Below are 16,660 nucleotides of genomic sequence, written 5' to 3'. Positions count from 1 at the left end.
AATGAGTACCCAGTCGTTGCGCCGATATTGTTTTAAGTTATGTGTGGCGCGTCGATTATTTAATTGAATTAAGTTACAGCTTGTTTTTGTTTGTGGCGCTTTCTTAGATGAGCGGCTGACAAACTCGTGTTATGTGTCGTCGAGATTCCAGCATTGAAATGCCTAGACAAAAGGGAAAACGACCCCTTCACATCGAATAAAAGGATTATACCTGTGAATAACTTTAAAAAACAGGTGGGGTCTGTGGATAAGTTGTTGAAAAAGGGTGTGGATAAACTGGGTTAAGATGCAGGTAAGTGGTTGAACTTGAATTTAATTTTCTGGTTTTTAAAATTAATTATTTTTTTAAAACCAAAACATTTTAATCGCCAAAATAATCAGCAAAATCGCAAAAATTCTTTTCAGGGTTTTGACCGGCAGCTTATGTGTCATTGCCGCCCCGATCGGTGCGGTAAAAAAGCTGGCGATGACAATACCTAAAAAAGCCGGCCAGTATATATAGCCAATGGCATGATCCGGTAAATTCGGAATGTTCCAACCACCGATTAAAAACCCTAAGGTTCCGGCCGCGGCGATCGGTAAGCTGCAAGCCGCTGAAGTGGCAATGGCCTGACGCATGGAAACATTATGCCACACCATATAAGGGGTATTGAGCGCGCCACCGCCAATGCCGACCAAAGCAGAGATGCTGCCGATTATGGTGCCCGCGACTGAACGTCCGGCAATCCCGGGCATTTCCCGATGGGGGTTGGGTTGCAGATCTAATAACATTTTAAGAGCAATGCCGAATTCAATCACAGCGAAAATTTTTGCCAGCATCGGTGCGCTGATATATTGTGAAATCCATCCACCTAGGATCCCACCAATAAAAATACCGGGGGTGAGGGTTTTGACGATATCCCATCGAACCGCATCATGTCTGTGATGGGCTTTGACGGACGCTAGTGATGTAATCAATATGGTCGCCATGGAGGTTCCGATGGCCAAGTGAACCAGGTGTGGGCCTTCTATAAAGTAGAGGAACACACTGGTAAGCACGGGTACAATAATCAGTCCGCCACCAATGCCGAGCAGCCCGGCAAAGAAGCCGGCGATGATACCGGTGAGGATATAAATGCTGAATTCGATAAACATGGCGGAACTATAGCACAATTGTGGCAAAACTGCGGCTATAAAGGTATGATTAAACCATGGATAAACTCTGACAAAATCCTGCTTTGGCGCGGGTGGAAGAGGTGGATGAGATGACCGCTTTATCGTTCAATGAACAATGTTATGCATTATTGGAACAGGTGCCCGCTGGTAAAGTGACCACGTATAAAGCCTTGGCGGAAGCGTTGGGTACTCGGGCTTATCAAGCCGTTGGGCGTGCCATGAATCAAAACCCTAATCCAGTGGTGGTGCCATGTCATCGAGTGGTGAATCACAATGGTGAATTAGGGGGGTATGCGTTTGGCATGGCACGTAAAATAGAATTGCTCACGCAGGAAGGCATCGAGATTGAAGAGAATAAAGTAGTGGATCTTGAAAACAAAATGATCACATGGCAGCCACCAGCGCCGCCTTAACCGATAAAGAATCGCCAGGCCTGGTAAAAAATTGAATTATAGTATTGTTATTTAAACAAGTTTCTATTACAATGCGCGATTCTTTCGAAAGAAGTAATTTTCTAATAGGATTGATATCATGAAACGTACATTTCAACCAAGTGTTATCAAGCGCGCTCGTACCCATGGTTTCCGTGCTCGCATGGCAACTAAAAATGGTCGCAAAGTATTAGCGGCTCGTCGTGCAAAAGGACGTAAGCGTTTGGCAGTGTAATCATTTTGAATGATTAACAACACGCACCAAAATTCTGATGGGGAGTTATCGAGCTTGAGTCTAGACGAGCTTGAGTTACCCCATCAAGATTTCTCCCGAAATCATTTCCCTAAATCTCTACGCCTTCTCTCTCCACAAGATTTCCAATTTGTATTTGCGCAAGCTGAAAAGTTTTCTAATCGGCATTGGACTTTTATTGTCCGCCCGAATGACAAGCCATATCCCAGATTAGGTCTTGCGATTGCTAAGAAACAATTGGCAAAATCCGTTTGGCGTAATCGAGTAAAAAGATTGGCAAGAGAGACATTTCGTCAACATAAACAAGCATTAAGCGGGTATGATATTGTGGTTTTGGGGCGACGAGGCATGCAAGACGTTGATAATGAAACCTTGATTAAAAGTTTTGAACATTTAATCCGTAAAATACAAAAAAGTGGATTAAAAGATGGGAAGCCGATGACAAACACAAAAAAGTCACCGACTAAACGATCAAAATAAGGTTTAATAGAGAGTCTTTGGCTTAATTTTTGAGTCGAAATGATTCGAGATTTGGAATACAAAATTTATCTTCGGCTTTTTGACAAGTCGGACTATTGAGAAGTTAGGAACAGTATTGATGAATATGAGATCTTTCTGGTGGTTAGCACTGGCATTTACATTACTCTGGATTTGGATGCAATGGACACAGTTTCAGCATAAAGCGTCATTGCCCCCTCAAACAGCCGCTGTGACACAAAAAACTGATAAAGGAATGGACACCTCTGAGATTAACCCGGATGTGCCAACGGCCCATCAGGCTATGGAAGATGTTCCGACCGCCAAAGCACAAATTAAACAGGCACAGCGTATTTCAGTGAAAACCGATGTGCTGGATATCGTTATTGATACGCAAGGCGGTGATATCCGAGATGTGAAGCTATTGAAGTATGCAGCAACGAATGATCGTGCTCAACCGTTCCATTTGATGGGTGACACCGGACAAATGATGTATGTGGCGCAAAACGGGATCGCGTTGCAATCCAAGGCCGTTTTGCCAGCGCCTACCCATAAATCGTTATATCAAACTCCTCAAACCCATTATGAAATGACCGGCGATACGCTGACGGTTCCACTGACGTGGGAACAAGATGGTGTGAAAGTCACGAAGACCTATGTCTTTACCAAGGGCAAATACGTTATCGGTTTAAACTATCAAATTGATAACACCACACAGAAAGAATGGGCCGGTGGTCTTTATTCTCAGTTAGTCCGCAATACTTATGATCCGGATCATAATGCCATGATGTATACCTACACAGGACCGGTTCTGTATGATGGCCACGCTGAAAGCAAATACAACAAACATTCTTTTGATGACTTGAGCAAACAGCCGATTCAAGGTGTTCAAACCACGGGTGGCTGGGCCGCGATGATTCAGCACTATTTCATGTCAGCTGTGATTCCGGATCAAGAGAGTCAGAACCGTTATTATGCGAAGCCATTAAATGATGGTGAGTATGTTGCGGGTGTGGTTGAACCAATGGAGACGGTTGCTGCGGGTCAATCACAAACCTTGTCATCGGAATTATATATTGGCCCGATTATTCAGGATAACCTGGAAAAAATTGCGCCAGGTCTTGAGTTGACTGTTGACTATGGTGTTTTAACGATTATCGCCGAACCTATCTTCTGGGTGTTGGAAAAAATTCATGCATTGGTGGGCAACTGGGGTTGGTCAATCATTTTATTAACGGTATTGATCAAACTGTTGTTCTATAAACTGTCTGAAACGTCTTACCGTTCCATGGCGCGTTTGAAGAAGTTCCAGCCAAAGCTCAAACAGTTGAAAGAAAACTATGGCGACGACAAAGTCATCTTCCAGCAAAAAATGATGAAGCTGTATAAAGAAGAAAAGATTAATCCGTTGGGCGGGTGTTTACCGATTTTGGTTCAAATGCCGGTTTTCATCGCACTTTACTGGGTACTGCTTTATTCTGCTGAAATGCGCCAAGCACCTTGGATTTTATGGATCGATGATTTATCGGTTAAAGATCCCTATTTCATCTTGCCAATCCTGATGGGGATTTCAATGTGGGTACAGCAGAAGTTGAACCCTTCAGCGATGATGGATGAAATGCAACAAAAGGTCATGAAAGCACTGCCTTTTATTTTCACAATCTTCTTCATGTTCTTCCCGGCCGGTTTGGTACTTTACTGGGTAGTGAACAACATTCTATCGGTGTCACAGCAATGGTACATCACCAGAAAAATTGAAGCCGGCGAAGAGAAATAATTGAAAGAAAAGGAAAACACATGCAATTAACTTATCAAAAACTGGGTAAAGATCATCCAATGTTCGGTAAGGTCACGTTTTTAGTTGCAGACGGTACCACACCGATTTGCTATAAAACTGAAAACGGTTATATTCCGCTGGAAGAAGGTGCGGCTTCCGCGGCCACGGCGCCTACTAAGGAATCAATAGACACGCAGCCGCTTTATGTTTTGTCATTTAAAGTGAATGATGAGGCGGAAGAAATGACATTCAAATCAAAGAAGAAGTTGGATAAAACCGTCGAAAGACTGAATCAAAAACCTTTTGTAACGGATTTGAAAACAACGACTTATAACGTGGTTTCTTAGTTGCTCTGAACAAGGGGTTGATTTGACAAAACGCCCTTTTCAGGGCGTTTTGCGTTTTCATCAGGTATTTAAATTCACCGAAAGGATTCTGGAAATTGGATTTCTCAACAAACGACACCATTGCAGCAATTGCCACCGCACCTGGCCGCGGAGGTGTGGGGATCGTCCGTGTTTCAGGAAATAAAGCCGCCAAGATTGCGGAACAGGTTTTGGGGATATGCCCCAAACCGCGTTATGCACATTATGGTTCGTTTTTGGGCGCGGAAGGCCAGGTTTTGGATCAGGGGATTGCGCTGTTTTTCCCGAATCCGCATTCCTTTACGGGTGAAGATGTGTTGGAACTGCAAGGGCATGGTGGGCCGGTTATTTTGCAATGGCTGTTAGAGCGCGTGGTACAGTTAGGCGCACGTTTAGCTGAGCCCGGTGAGTTTTCAAAACAAGCGTTTTTGAATGATAAGCTCGATTTGGCACAAGCCGAAGCCATTGCGGATTTAATTGATGCCAGCTCTCAGCAAGCCGCCAGATCAGCCCTGAAGTCATTACAAGGGGATTTCTCAAACCAGGTGAATGAACTGGTCGAACAGCTCATACAATTACGAATTTATGTAGAAGCCGCAATCGATTTTCCGGAAGAAGAAATCGATTTTTTATCAGACGGTAAGGTCGCAGGCCAGCTTCAGCATATTTTAGAGCAGTTACATCGGGTCTTAGCTGCGGCACAGCAAGGCGTGTTGTTACGAGAGGGCATGTCTGTTGTCATCTTAGGGCGGCCGAATGCGGGGAAGTCGAGTTTGCTGAACGCGTTATCGGGTCGAGAATCGGCTATCGTCACCGATATTGCCGGCACTACGCGCGACATTGTTAAAGAAGAGATTCAAATTGATGGGATGCCGCTACATGTATTGGATACCGCAGGGTTGAGAGAGGCAACGGATGCGGTGGAACAAATCGGTATCCAACGCGCCTGGGCAGCCATTGAAGAAGCCGATCGTATTTTGGTGATGGTTCAGGCGAATGAAGCCATTCATCCAGAAGACCAAGCCATTTTAGAAAAAATGCCATCCCATATACCTGTGACACTGATTCATAATAAAATTGATTTAATGGAAAAATCACCAGGCCTGGTAGAAAATGAAGGAGAAACCGAAATTTGGTTATCCGCAAAACATCATTTAGGACTGGATTTACTGAAGCAGCATCTTAAAACGGAAATGGGGTATGCTCAGACCGAGGAAGGTGTTTTTATGGCACGAAAACGCCACTTGGAAGCGTTGGAAACGGCTTTACATTTCGTTGAAACCGGCCAACAACAGTTAGAGCATTTCGCGGCTGGGGAATTGTTGGCAGAAGATTTACGCCAAGCACAGCAAGCATTGTCTGAAATTACCGGACAATTTACGTCCGACGATTTGTTGGGGCGCATCTTTACCTCGTTTTGTATCGGTAAATAATGCAAGGTCCAGACGTTTTTAACTTGTAAACTAAAAAAGAAAATAAATGAAAACAGTGACAGTTAAGATTGAAACGTTATCTCATGATGGTCGTGGTGTTGGCCGTTTGAATGGTAAAGCGATTTTCGTTGAAGAAGCCGTGCCGGGTGATGTGGTGGAGGTTCGAATCACGGATCGACAGCCAAGCTATGAAGAAGCCGAAATCGTGCGTTTAATGGAACCCTCTGAAGAGCGGGTTGAGGCTTTTTGTCCTCACTATGACACCTGTGGTGGATGCCAATTACAGCATTTATCCATTGACGGTCAGCGAAAATGGAAAGCTTCTCACTTCTATACTGCTTTATCGAAAGCTTTAAATATGAAAGCCTGCCAGATTGACCCTCCTTTGACGGGGCAAGATTACGCTTATCGTCGTCGGGCGAGATTGGTGTTAGGGAAGAATAAAACCGATAAAGAGGCACGCTTTGGTTTTCGAGCAAAAGGCTCCAATGACATTGTGGATATTGAGCAGTGCCCTTTATTAACGCCAGCATTGAACGAAGCGTTAAAGCAAAAGCGTATGACCGTGTTACCAGATGCCAGTCGATCGCTTAAAGAAATCAGTGTGGTGGAAGCGGATAACGGCATCTTTTGGTCTGACCAATCCACTACGGGTTCGACATCGCCTTGTTACCATATAAACGGTTTGAAGCTTGATTTTCCAGCACAGGGGTTTGTTCAGGTAAATGCGGAAATCAATGAGCAGATGGTTAACAAGGCACTGGAGTGGTTGGATTTAAATAAGGACCAGCGTGTATTAGATTTATTTTGCGGAGTGGGGAACTTTACGTTACCAATTGCCCAGCAGGTAAAAGAGGTCATCGGTATTGAAGGCGAGGCGGATTTAGTGCAGATGGCGCAACGCAATGCAACCAATATGTATTGTGAGCAGGCTACTTTTTATCAAGCCGATCTGTTTAAAGATGTGAGCCCGCAAAACTGGTTTAGAAAACAGAAATATGATCGCGTTTTGCTTGACCCGGGCCGTCAAGGTGCTTACCAGCTTTGCAAAGGATTGGGGCACTTGAAAGCCGACAAAATTGTTTATGTTTCATGTAACGCATCAACGTTGATTCGAGACATCAAGGAACTGGAAAAACAAGGCTACCAGCTGAAAAAAGCGATTATGGTAGATATGTTTCCTCATACCTCGCACACCGAAGTAATGGTTCAGTTAACCAACACTGGTAAAAAACCCAAAAAACGAGGGCCGGGTATTTTTAAATTGTAAACCGGTGACAGCATTATCTGTGACACGGTACTTTTAGTCTTGAAAAGAGTTAGAAAAATGGCAGAGGTTAAAGTTCCTTTAGAACAAAAAATTGCGACAGAAAAAAGCGCTATCAAACTGGTGATGTTTGGTGATGTCATTATGGCTGTGCTTGGGTTGGTGTTCTTTTATTTAACCAACTCTCAAGCCATTCTGATGGATGGGGTTTACCCCTTCATTGATTTGGTGGCCGGGTTATTGACACTGCGTGTGGTTGGGTTGATGGCTAAACAGGCCAGCCAATCTCAACCGTTTGGCTATGCCATTTTCGAGCCGGTCTTGAACTTCATCAAAGGCATTTTAATTCTGCTGGTCATTTTGGTAGCTTTTTATGCTTCGGTAGAGGCCATTTTGCATGGCGGGCGCCACATTGATGCCAATATTGCGGTTTTCTATTCCATCATTGCGTCCATTCTCGGGTTTGGGTTGGCGGCGATCTTGTATCGTATGAATAAGACGGCAGAATCGTCTTTGATCGATGTCGACTTACAAGGCTGGTTGGTCGGGGGGATTCTCAGTATTGCGGTTGGCCTGTCTTTTGCGGTCGCAATTTGGATGGAATCGATCGGCCACAGTGAATGGGTGCCTTATACCGATCCAGTCGTGATTCTGGTCTTGATTATGATGATGTTGCCGATGCCTTTGAAAATCTTGAAAGACAACGGGCTTCAAATTATCGGCCGCACTGATAACAGTGATCATATGTCGTTATTGCAAAAAGAAGTGGAAACGGTCTTTGCGACTGTACCGTATCTGGATATGAAAATCCGTTACTTACAAGCAGGCAGAATGATTTACGTGCAGGTCTATATTCAAATGGAATCCGATTTTCCGTTTGACCTCAATCAACAAGATGCTTTACGAGACCGTTTGTTTCAACATTTGAAACGCACCTATGATTATTTATCTTTGGATGTCATCTATACCGCACAACCGATCTGGGTGGCACGAAGTGTAGGTGAGGATACGGTGCAATCATCCTCTTAAACGCGAACGTTATCATTAAAAATGACCAGGCCTGGTCATTTTTTGTTTGAATCACCACACTTTCTGTTCAATTGAATTGTATAAGGGTTATGTCTTACTTTACGCCAACCGAATTAGCACAAGCTGAAATTGAAATCAAAAAAAGCCGTTTCCTCGCGTTCGCGAAAGGCATTCAAAGCCGTGCGGAAGGCATGGAATGGTTAGAAGACATGAAAGCTGCATACCCGGATGCCCGTCATCATTGCTGGGCCTATATTTTGGGAGACCCTGCCTGTGCGACCAATGCGGGCATGGGCGATGATGGAGAACCGTCTGGCACGGCTGGCAAACCGATCTTAAATGTTCTTCAACACAAAGGTGTGGGCGATGTGATGGTGATTGTGGTGCGCTATTTTGGCGGCATCAAATTAGGCGCGGGAGGGCTAACGCGTGCCTATAGTCAGTCCGCGCAAGCCGTAATGGAAATGTTGCCAACCCATAAACAAATCCCGCTTACTTCAGTCAAAATTGACTGTGATTTTTCACAAGAACAGCCGATCCGTCATTTATTATCGACACTAGACGGCCAAGTTGAATCGATTGACTATGGTCAACAGGTGGTGATTGAAGCTTGCCTACCTGTTTCTCATCTAGCATCTTTCAAGGACTCTTTAAATGCCATGGGTTGTCCGTTTAAATGTCTTTGACGCATGGTCGTAATTACGCCATCCAGTAAATGGTTAAAATGATGCCGATAAAATAAAATAAAAGGGACAGTTGTAACATGCGCTTATTGGCAGCACGGCTGTTGAGGTGTTCGAAACGTGGCAATCGTCGCAATAAGATAAAACCACCCCACAAGACACCTAGAGCGAGTGCGGTTAATAGCATGCCCGTGATCAAAGTAATTAACATTGAAGCTCCATTCAATTCAGTAGACGGTTCAACGTATAATACCCAAAGTTCCCATGATTTGTGTAGAGACATTTATGACAAACCCCAATTCCACAGCCGATAAGAGCCTTTTAGGGCAAACAACTCCCTATTGTCAGGCATATGATCCAACGATTTTATTTCCGATTCCTCGCCAGGAAAAACGAGATGAATTGGGGTTTGATTTAAATTCTTTGCCTTTCTCGGGCGAGGACATCTGGACAGGGTATGAAATCTCCTGGCTTAACCTTAAAGGGAAACCCCAAGTCGGATGGGCTGAGTTTGTGTTTTCAGCCGATGCGCCTAATTTGATTGAGTCGAAATCTTTCAAATTGTATTTGAATTCCTTTAATGGAACTCGATTTGAATCAGAAGACGAGGTGATTGCTTGTTGGCAGAAAGATTTATCCCAAGCGTGTGGTAAGGCTGTTGGTGTCAGGTTTTATCGTTTGAATGAATCGGTTGTTTTGCAGGGAAATCTACCTGGTCATTGTTTGGATGCTTTGGATATCGAAGTTGAAAATTATCAGGTTACCCCCGACTTGTTGCATACTGATTCTGATGAGATGGTTTCTGAAACTTTGAATAGCCATTTGTTGAAATCCAATTGTCTGGTGACCGGACAACCTGACTGGGGATCGATTGTGGTTCGGTATGAGGGTGCGCACATCAATCACGAAGGGTTGTTGAAATACCTGATTTCATTTAGAGAACATAATGAATTTCATGAACAATGCGTTGAGCGTGTCTTTACGGATATTATGCGCTTCTGTCAGCCTCAAAAACTGACTGTCTATGCACGGTATTTACGCCGAGGGGGATTGGACATCAATCCTTATCGATCCAATTATGAGCAGACGTTTGATTGTGCAAGACTGGTACGACAATGATACGTTCTTGTAACGGTTGTTGCAGATGATAATAGTTATTGATATTATTCTTGTCTAAGTGCTTGGGATTGTGTATGGTGGCGGTAAAAAACTTAGTGTAGAATGACGAACATGAAACATCACCCCGACCCGGAAACTCAAACGATCCAAGAAAAGCAGCCTCTTGTGGTCTCACAATTCATGCACATCGGGTTAGAAACCTGTACGCCAGACACCTGTATTAAAGAGGTCATCGGGCAATTAAGCGAAAAAAACATCGGGTCGATTTTAATTGAAGAATCGAGCGAAATTATTGGCATCTGGACACGAACGGATCTGTTAAAACTCGATTTCTCTTCAGCAGACATTTTAAATTCACCGATTCGGTCGGTTATGAACTCGCCGGTTTGTCGAATTCATAAAGACGAACTGATTTCTTCGGCAACCTATTTATTCCATAAAAAACAGTTTCACCATTTATTGGTGGTCGATTGTGATGAAAATCCTATCGGGGTTTTGGCAGAGTCGGATTTGGTTCAGGCACAAAGCTGCGAAACCTTTTTAGATGGTATTTCTATTCAAGAGTTGCTGGCGGGGCACTTATACTTCATTCAGGCAGAGAGTGGCATGGATGAAGTATTGACGGTGATGTCGGAACACAAGGTGGATGCGCTGGTCGTCAAAGACGGGGATCAGTTGGGCATTGTCTCAATGCGTGACCTTCTGAAATGTTTCGCACAACAAATCGATTACAGCACGCTTAAGGTCAAAGACATCGCTTCCTGGCCATTGATTTCAGTCTCACAATCTCAAAGCCTCTCCTATGTCAGGCAATTCATGATTCAGCATAAATTCCATCACATTGGGGTGGAAGATGAAAATGGCAATTTACTTGATTTAATCAGTTTTTCCGAGCTATTGCACCGCATTGAAGAAAACTTTTATTACCAAGCCAGTCTTAGCATCAAAGAAAAAGAACAGCGCATATTAGAAGCCGAGACGCTTTATCGTGATTTATTGAGCATGTCGCTCAATGGGGTCATTATTTATCAAGACGACAAGATTGCTTTTGCAAACCATGCCGCTCATCAACTATTGGGCTATGAGGATAATGCGTTATTGGAAAGCTGTCTTTTAAACCTCATTCCTGATGTCGAGCATGACCGCTTCTTGCAGCGTCTGCAAAAAATTGACCAACATCATCCTGACTTTATTGAACAGACCATCTTATGTAAAGACGGCTCTGAGGTGATGGTGGAAATGACCCATAAACCCATTACCTACCATGCTGAACCCGCGCATTTGATTGTGGTGAATGATTTGAGTTTTCGTCAGGAAAGTGAACGTTTTCAAATGTTGACACGCTCCGTTTTCGATAATGCCGGGGAAGGGATTTTGGTCACCGACATTCACAATCGTTTTGTGGTGGTGAATAAGAAATTTGAAGAAATTACCGGTTACAGCCAAGAAGAAGTGCTTGGAAAAAACCCGTCGATTCTGAGTTCGGGTCAGCAATCAACCTTGTTTTATCAGGCAATGTGGCAAGAGTTAATCGAAAAAGATACCTGGCAGGGAGAAATTTGGAACCGGAAAAAAGATGGCACAATGTATCCGGAATGGCTCACAGTCAATGCGGTTAAAAACAAACAAGGCCAATTGCTACACTATGTTGGGTTGATGAAAGACCTGAGCCAACAAAAGGCCACCGAGCAGGAAATCACGCGGCTCTCTTTTTATGATATTTTGACTGGGTTGCCTAATATCTCTTTATTTAAGAATCGTTTGCAGCAATCGATTCAAATGTCGGTCCATGAATCTAATCAAGTGGCGTTGCTCATCGTTGATATTGCGCGTTTTAAAATGATTAACGATGCCATAGGGTATGAACATGGAGATCAATTGCTAAAAGGCGTTGCTCAACGTTTAACCCAATTATTGGATGCGGAAGATTCAGTGGCTCGTTTAGGAGCAGATAACTTTTTGATTTTGATGGAATCCTTCCAAAATAAGCAGGATGTGTCGTATTTTGCTGAAGAGATTATGGAAGCCTTTTCATCACCTTTCGAAGTGGAAGGTCATGAACACATTCTGGATATCAAGATCGGTGTCGCGCTTTCTTCGATTGATGGGGACACGGCGTTAGATTTAATGAAGTCAGCGGATGAAGCCCTGTTTGAAGCAAAAAAGTTGCCTCACAGTGGGTATGTTTATCATTCCTCAGAATTAGCCGCGACCACATCGGAATACTTCTTCTATGAAAAAGCCTTACGTCAGGCGATTGAGAATCAGGAATTGGTTGCCTATTACCAACCACAGATTGTTTTAGAGACCAACCAGGTGGTGGGGGCAGAAGCATTGGTCCGTTGGATTCATCCTGAAATGGGGGTCATCTCGCCAGTTAAGTTTATCGGGATTGCCGAGTCAACCGGGTTGATTATCCCGCTGGGTCGGGAAATTTTGTTGCAGGCTTGCCAACAATGGTTAACCTGGCAACGTCAAGGTCTGACGCTGGAACGTATTTCGGTCAATGTGTCGACAGTACAATTGATGCACAGCGGTTTTGTTCAATCTGTTGCGCAAGTACTGGAAGAAACAGGGCTCGATCCGAAATATCTTGAACTGGAAGTGACCGAAAGCTTTTTATTGCAGAATGAGCAAGAGGGGATTGCTGTGTTACATGCCCTAAAAGCCCTAGGACTGTCTTTATCGATGGATGATTTTGGAACAGGCTTCTCTTCCCTGTCTTATTTAAAGAAGCTACCGCTCGATCAGCTTAAAATCGATCAGTCTTTCATCCGATCCTTACCCCATGATAAAGAAGACTTGGCGATTGTCGATGCGATAATCGCTGTTGGTCTGGCCGTCGGTGTTGAAGTTATTGCTGAGGGGGTTGAGACTGAAGCGCAGATGGAATATCTGCACAAAAAAGGCTGTCAGTTAGGTCAAGGCTATGGGTTTAGTCCACCGGTTAAACAGGAAGAATTTTTACAATGGTGCCAAACCTTCCACAAATAAAGCCGGACTTGAACAGTCTAGTAAGAGGCTTCTCATGTCTAGCTTTTTATCACGATTAAAGCCTCTTTTCCATCAAGTGAACTTGCCATGGGTGGGGTCTCTTTATCAATGGATGCTCGCCAGTTTTATGCTTGTCAGCGTGCCATTGATTTTTGCCATTGTGTACGCCTTGATGGCGATGGACAACTACTCCAAACAAGCTCATAAAAGTGTCTTCCAAACCATAGTGGTGACCGAAAACAGTCGATTAGTCTTGGAACGACTGGTTTCGATGGAACGCAGTATCCGTCAATACCAGGTTTTAAAAGAGGCTTCGTTATTAAAGGCGTTTTCAACCCATCATCAAAAGCTGGTGGATCTGATCAATGAATCACAGTCAGAACATTTACCCGCTCATCTGAACAACCAATTGCAGCAATTAAAGCAACACGAAACAGCGTTATTTCAATTGATTAGCGCAAAAGAAAACGGTAAAGCCCTGTCTGAAAAGGTGCTCAGTCAGTTTGCGGACTTGGCTCAACAAGCTCGGAAGATTATAGAACTGGGATCAAAGCAACAATCTTTGGAAGTCATCGCCTTATCGGAATATGAAAGTCAGGTACGACAGCGATTGTTTTTTATCGTCTTGGCCAGCGCATTACTTGCTCTCGGGCTTAGTATCTTTTTTGTACACTACATTACCCGCCCTATTAAGAAAACGCGGATGCAGATTCAGCGGCTTGTCAAAGAGGATTTCGAAACCCCTATTGTGATCAAAGGCCCTAAGGATTTGCAGGAACTTGGAGAGAATTTAGAAGGACTCAGGCAAGAGCTTAAACATCTTGAAAATGAAAAACAGCAGTTCATCCGTAATATCTCCCATGAATTGAAAACGCCCTTGGCCACTTTGAAGGAAGGCACCGACCTGTTGTCGGAGGAATTGATTGGTTCGCTGAATGCGGAACAGAAAGAAATTGTGGAATTGATGCAGGTCGGTAACTTCAACATCATGAATTTGGTGGCCAACTTGTTGGAATATCAAAAGGCAGTGTCAATGCAATCGACTTTGGACAGCCGATTTTTCTCCTTATCGGATTTAGTGGCGTCGTTACAGCAGGAGTATCAACTGCTGTTACAAAGTAAACAATTAGATTTAAACGTGTCGTTGCCTGAGACTACGCTGTATGCCGATTATGAGAAATTAAAAGTGGTGTTAAGCAACTTTATCTCGAATGCCATTAAGTTTTCTCCACAAGGCGGTCGTGTTTCCATTTCAGCTGAAGTCAGCGATAATACGCTTCAATTAAGCGTTGAAGATCAAGGGCCGGGTATTTCTGAGGAAATCCATCAACTCATCTTTAAAGATTTTTTTCAAGGCCAACTACAGCCGGCTTCAACAATGAAAGGGACTGGGTTGGGGTTGGCAATTGTGGGATATTATGTCGAACAGCATCATGGAGAAGTGTTACTCTTACCTCCGAATGAGACATTTCCCGGCGCGCGATTTGTATTGGTTTTACCTTTGGAGCAGAGAGAATGAAATGGTTTTGGGGCTTGAGCATGGCGTTTTTTTTGTCCGGCTGTGCAAGCTTAAATAATCAATCGGTGCAAGAATCATCGGCGGTTTCGTTGCCATTAGCCGCGCCAGAAGACGCAAAAAAACTGACACAGCCTTTGTTTTGTGGTCAGCAGGATCGAGCTGTGGCGCATTTGCTGACACAAGGCAGTTATTATGCGAGCCTGACAGGCAAGCATCGTCAAACCGTGTGTCATAAGTTACGGAAACTGTACCAGCAAGACCAAGGTTCTTGGCAAGCCGGTTGGTTACTGGCTTACAGCTTTACCGATAAAAAAAGCTGTATCTCGCATGAGCAACGTCGTGCCATTCTTCAATCGTTGCAAGCACAATCTGTTCTGAACCACCAGTTGAACTGGCTGAATGCTTCCTATATTCAAACACTGGATACCATTGATACGCTCAAAGCGCGTAATGCATCGTTATCAGAAAAGATAGCTGAAAAAGAGGCTTTGCAGCATGATTTGCAACAGGAGAATGCGTTGTTAAAATCTCAAATACAAGCACTGAAAGCCATTGAAAAAACGCTCAATAAAAGGATCGGTGATGACCGTCAGCCAAGATAATTCGGCAACTACATTCGAAGGCCAGAAGATATTACTGGTCGACGATGACACCAGTTTGTTGAAACTGCTGTCGATCCGTTTACGCTCATTCGGGCTGACGGTTGAAACGGTGGAAAGTGCGGCTGAAGCACTGGCCAAACTCCCCACATTTCAACCTCATTTGGTGTTGACCGATTTGCGTATGTCGGAAATGGATGGCTTGGCATTGTATGAACAAATTCATCAACAATCTCTAACCTTGCCTGTCATCATCATGACCGCGCACGGCACAATCAAAGAAGCGGTTGAAGCCACCAGTTTAGGGGTTTTCGGGTTTATCACCAAACCAATTAATCATGCTGAGCTTACCCAAAAAATTCAACAGGCACTGACTGTCCATAAGCCAGTGATGGCGACCGAAAAGCAAGCCAAATGGCGGCATAATATTATTGGTCAAAGTCAAGTCATGGAAGCGCTGTTGCAAGACTTGTATCATGTTGCACAAAGCGATATCAGTGTCTACATCCAAGGTGAAAGTGGCACGGGAAAAGAGCTGATTGCCCAAGCCATCCATGCGGCCAGCCCGCGACACAAAAAACCGTTCATCGCCGTTAACTGCAGTGCGATTCCCGAGGACTTATTAGAGTCGGAATTATTTGGTCACAAGCGTGGTGCCTTCTCTGGTGCGGTTGAAAATCGTAAAGGCTTGTTTGAACTGGCCGATGGCGGTGTTTTGTTTTTGGATGAAATTGGAGATATGTCTCCGGCCTTTCAGGTGAAGTTACTTCGAGCGTTGCAAGAAAATGAAATTCGTCCTGTCGGTGCCGATAAAACTGTTTCAATTGATGTCCGTGTGGTGTCGGCCAGTCATAAAGACCTGAAGCAACTGGTGGAAGAAAAAGCCTTCCGTCTGGATTTATATTATCGGCTGAACATTGTGACTTTAAAGTTACCGACTTTAAGACAGCGGCCTGAAGATATTCCTTTATTGGCCAGCCACTTTATCTCGCAACAACGTGGTAAAGCTAAAAAACTATCAAATGATGCCATGGAATTATTGTTAGGTTATGACTGGCCGGGAAATATTCGTGAGTTAAAAAATGTTATTGAGCAGGTCTGTACCTTTGCAACGGCATCGCTGATTCCCGCAAGCTTAATTGAAAAAGCCTTGCAGCAAGAAAACCTCACCATGGTGTCGTTGCAAGAAGCCAAATCGAATTTTGAGCGTGATTACCTCATTCGAGTGTTGAAGCTGGTCGGAGGAAATGTCTCTCATGCGGCACGCATTGCGCAACGTAATCGTACCGAGTTTTATCGTCTGCTGGATCGTCACCAATTGAAACCCTCCGAGTTCAAACAAAAATCAGAATAATCTTCTTGTCGCTCTCAGGCGACAGGTTGGGTTTTAGCCTAACTTCTTGATCCATCGCTCGTTCTCGATTGTATTATTTTATTATTCAATATAAGTGTCGTGATATAGCGACAATCCAGTCGCATTCTGTTTTTATTTTGTTAAAAACATATATTTATTTTTCCTTTAAAAATCAATTGCTTTCAACACATCCTGATTTATTTAT

16 protein-coding genes are annotated in these 16,660 nt (G+C 43.8%); 14 read left to right on the top strand and 2 right to left on the bottom strand.

Features of this window, described 5'->3' with window-relative positions; genetic code table 11:
- Positions 1-345: 345 nt before the first annotated feature.
- A complete protein-coding gene (locus GHNINEIG_RS11645) occupies positions 346-1,161 on the bottom strand; it encodes a sulfite exporter TauE/SafE family protein (protein ID WP_223260898.1) in 816 nt (271 codons plus the stop codon).
- An 83-nt stretch (positions 1,162-1,244) separates the two neighbouring features.
- Here GHNINEIG_RS11645 and GHNINEIG_RS11640 point away from each other — a divergent pair, with 83 nt between their 5' ends.
- The 9 genes from GHNINEIG_RS11640 to GHNINEIG_RS11600 all read left to right on the top strand — a co-directional run bounded on the left by GHNINEIG_RS11640 (position 1,245) and on the right by GHNINEIG_RS11600 (position 8,873).
- Positions 1,245-1,568 carry an MGMT family protein gene (locus GHNINEIG_RS11640; protein WP_135796790.1) on the top strand — a complete coding sequence of 108 codons (324 nt, stop codon included), beginning with the start codon at positions 1,245-1,247 and terminating at the stop codon, positions 1,566-1,568.
- Positions 1,569-1,686: 118 nt separating this feature from the next.
- A complete protein-coding gene (rpmH, locus tag GHNINEIG_RS11635) occupies positions 1,687-1,821 on the top strand; it encodes a 50S ribosomal protein L34 (RefSeq protein WP_011371608.1) in 135 nt (44 codons plus the stop codon).
- Between the two features lie 9 nt (positions 1,822-1,830).
- Positions 1,831-2,319, top strand: coding sequence for a ribonuclease P protein component (gene rnpA / locus GHNINEIG_RS11630; protein ID WP_135796789.1), 489 nt, complete (start codon positions 1,831-1,833; stop codon positions 2,317-2,319).
- Positions 2,320-2,437: 118 nt separating this feature from the next.
- The gene (gene yidC, locus GHNINEIG_RS11625) at positions 2,438-4,093 is read left to right on the top strand and encodes a membrane protein insertase YidC (RefSeq protein ID WP_135796788.1); all 1,656 of its coding nucleotides are present in this window, start codon (positions 2,438-2,440) and stop codon (positions 4,091-4,093) included.
- Between the two features lie 20 nt (positions 4,094-4,113).
- A complete protein-coding gene (locus GHNINEIG_RS11620) occupies positions 4,114-4,440 on the top strand; it encodes a hypothetical protein (RefSeq protein ID WP_135796787.1) in 327 nt (108 codons plus the stop codon).
- Positions 4,441-4,535: 95 nt separating this feature from the next.
- A complete protein-coding gene (gene mnmE / locus GHNINEIG_RS11615) occupies positions 4,536-5,891 on the top strand; it encodes a tRNA uridine-5-carboxymethylaminomethyl(34) synthesis GTPase MnmE (RefSeq protein ID WP_135796786.1) in 1,356 nt (451 codons plus the stop codon).
- A gap of 46 nt (positions 5,892-5,937) precedes the next feature.
- A complete protein-coding gene (gene rlmD / locus GHNINEIG_RS11610; RefSeq protein ID WP_135796785.1) occupies positions 5,938-7,161 on the top strand; it encodes a 23S rRNA (uracil(1939)-C(5))-methyltransferase RlmD in 1,224 nt (407 codons plus the stop codon).
- Between the two features lie 57 nt (positions 7,162-7,218).
- Positions 7,219-8,187, top strand: a complete 969-nt coding sequence (locus tag GHNINEIG_RS11605) for a cation diffusion facilitator family transporter (RefSeq protein WP_135796784.1) — start codon at positions 7,219-7,221, stop codon at positions 8,185-8,187.
- Positions 8,188-8,276: 89 nt separating this feature from the next.
- On the top strand, positions 8,277-8,873 hold the full coding sequence (locus tag GHNINEIG_RS11600; RefSeq protein ID WP_135796783.1) for a YigZ family protein: 597 nt from the start codon (positions 8,277-8,279) through the stop codon (positions 8,871-8,873).
- Positions 8,874-8,886: 13 nt separating this feature from the next.
- Here the strand turns inward: GHNINEIG_RS11600 and GHNINEIG_RS11595 are convergent, their stop codons facing one another.
- Positions 8,887-9,081, bottom strand: coding sequence for a hypothetical protein (locus GHNINEIG_RS11595; RefSeq protein WP_135796782.1), 195 nt, complete (start codon positions 9,079-9,081; stop codon positions 8,887-8,889).
- A 74-nt stretch (positions 9,082-9,155) separates the two neighbouring features.
- Here GHNINEIG_RS11595 and queF point away from each other — a divergent pair, with 74 nt between their 5' ends.
- From queF to GHNINEIG_RS11570, 5 genes are all read left to right on the top strand, one after another.
- Positions 9,156-9,989, top strand: a complete 834-nt coding sequence (gene queF, locus GHNINEIG_RS11590) for an NADPH-dependent 7-cyano-7-deazaguanine reductase QueF (RefSeq protein WP_135796781.1) — start codon at positions 9,156-9,158, stop codon at positions 9,987-9,989.
- A gap of 102 nt (positions 9,990-10,091) precedes the next feature.
- The gene (locus GHNINEIG_RS11585; protein ID WP_135796780.1) at positions 10,092-12,983 is read left to right on the top strand and encodes an EAL domain-containing protein; all 2,892 of its coding nucleotides are present in this window, start codon (positions 10,092-10,094) and stop codon (positions 12,981-12,983) included.
- A 34-nt stretch (positions 12,984-13,017) separates the two neighbouring features.
- Complete coding sequence (locus tag GHNINEIG_RS11580) at positions 13,018-14,502, top strand: HAMP domain-containing sensor histidine kinase (RefSeq protein ID WP_189636891.1); 1,485 nt, start codon at positions 13,018-13,020, stop codon at positions 14,500-14,502.
- Positions 14,499-15,104, top strand: coding sequence for a coiled-coil domain-containing protein (locus GHNINEIG_RS11575; protein WP_135796778.1), 606 nt, complete (start codon positions 14,499-14,501; stop codon positions 15,102-15,104). Before GHNINEIG_RS11580 ends, GHNINEIG_RS11575 begins: the two co-directional genes overlap by 4 nt.
- Positions 15,085-16,455, top strand: coding sequence for a sigma-54-dependent transcriptional regulator (locus GHNINEIG_RS11570; protein WP_135796777.1), 1,371 nt, complete (start codon positions 15,085-15,087; stop codon positions 16,453-16,455). Before GHNINEIG_RS11575 ends, GHNINEIG_RS11570 begins: the two co-directional genes overlap by 20 nt.
- Positions 16,456-16,660: the final 205 nt, after the last annotated feature.

It is taken from the genome of Hydrogenovibrio crunogenus (assembly GCF_004786015.1).
In the GTDB taxonomy this organism is placed as follows: domain Bacteria; phylum Pseudomonadota; class Gammaproteobacteria; order Thiomicrospirales; family Thiomicrospiraceae; genus Hydrogenovibrio; species Hydrogenovibrio crunogenus.
This window is presented reverse-complemented; position numbering and strand designations above follow the sequence as displayed.

Bases quoted from the DNA above. Each gene is read 5' to 3' on its own strand.
- GHNINEIG_RS11595 (WP_135796782.1), bottom strand. From the start codon at position 9,081: ATGTTAATTACTTTGATCACGGGCATGCTATTAACCGCACTCGCTCTA.
- GHNINEIG_RS11585 (WP_135796780.1), top strand. From the start codon at position 10,092: ATGACGAACATGAAACATCACCCCGACCCGGAAACTCAAACGATCCAA.
- GHNINEIG_RS11605 (WP_135796784.1), top strand. From the start codon at position 7,219: ATGGCAGAGGTTAAAGTTCCTTTAGAACAAAAAATTGCGACAGAAAAA.
- rnpA (WP_135796789.1), top strand. From the start codon at position 1,831: ATGATTAACAACACGCACCAAAATTCTGATGGGGAGTTATCGAGCTTG.
- rpmH (WP_011371608.1), top strand. From the start codon at position 1,687: ATGAAACGTACATTTCAACCAAGTGTTATCAAGCGCGCTCGTACCCAT.
- yidC (WP_135796788.1), top strand. From the start codon at position 2,438: ATGAATATGAGATCTTTCTGGTGGTTAGCACTGGCATTTACATTACTC.
- GHNINEIG_RS11600 (WP_135796783.1), top strand. From the start codon at position 8,277: ATGTCTTACTTTACGCCAACCGAATTAGCACAAGCTGAAATTGAAATC.
- queF (WP_135796781.1), top strand. From the start codon at position 9,156: ATGACAAACCCCAATTCCACAGCCGATAAGAGCCTTTTAGGGCAAACA.
- GHNINEIG_RS11575 (WP_135796778.1), top strand. From the start codon at position 14,499: ATGAAATGGTTTTGGGGCTTGAGCATGGCGTTTTTTTTGTCCGGCTGT.
- GHNINEIG_RS11580 (WP_189636891.1), top strand. From the start codon at position 13,018: ATGTCTAGCTTTTTATCACGATTAAAGCCTCTTTTCCATCAAGTGAAC.
- rlmD (WP_135796785.1), top strand. From the start codon at position 5,938: ATGAAAACAGTGACAGTTAAGATTGAAACGTTATCTCATGATGGTCGT.
- GHNINEIG_RS11570 (WP_135796777.1), top strand. From the start codon at position 15,085: ATGACCGTCAGCCAAGATAATTCGGCAACTACATTCGAAGGCCAGAAG.
- GHNINEIG_RS11640 (WP_135796790.1), top strand. From the start codon at position 1,245: ATGACCGCTTTATCGTTCAATGAACAATGTTATGCATTATTGGAACAG.
- GHNINEIG_RS11620 (WP_135796787.1), top strand. From the start codon at position 4,114: ATGCAATTAACTTATCAAAAACTGGGTAAAGATCATCCAATGTTCGGT.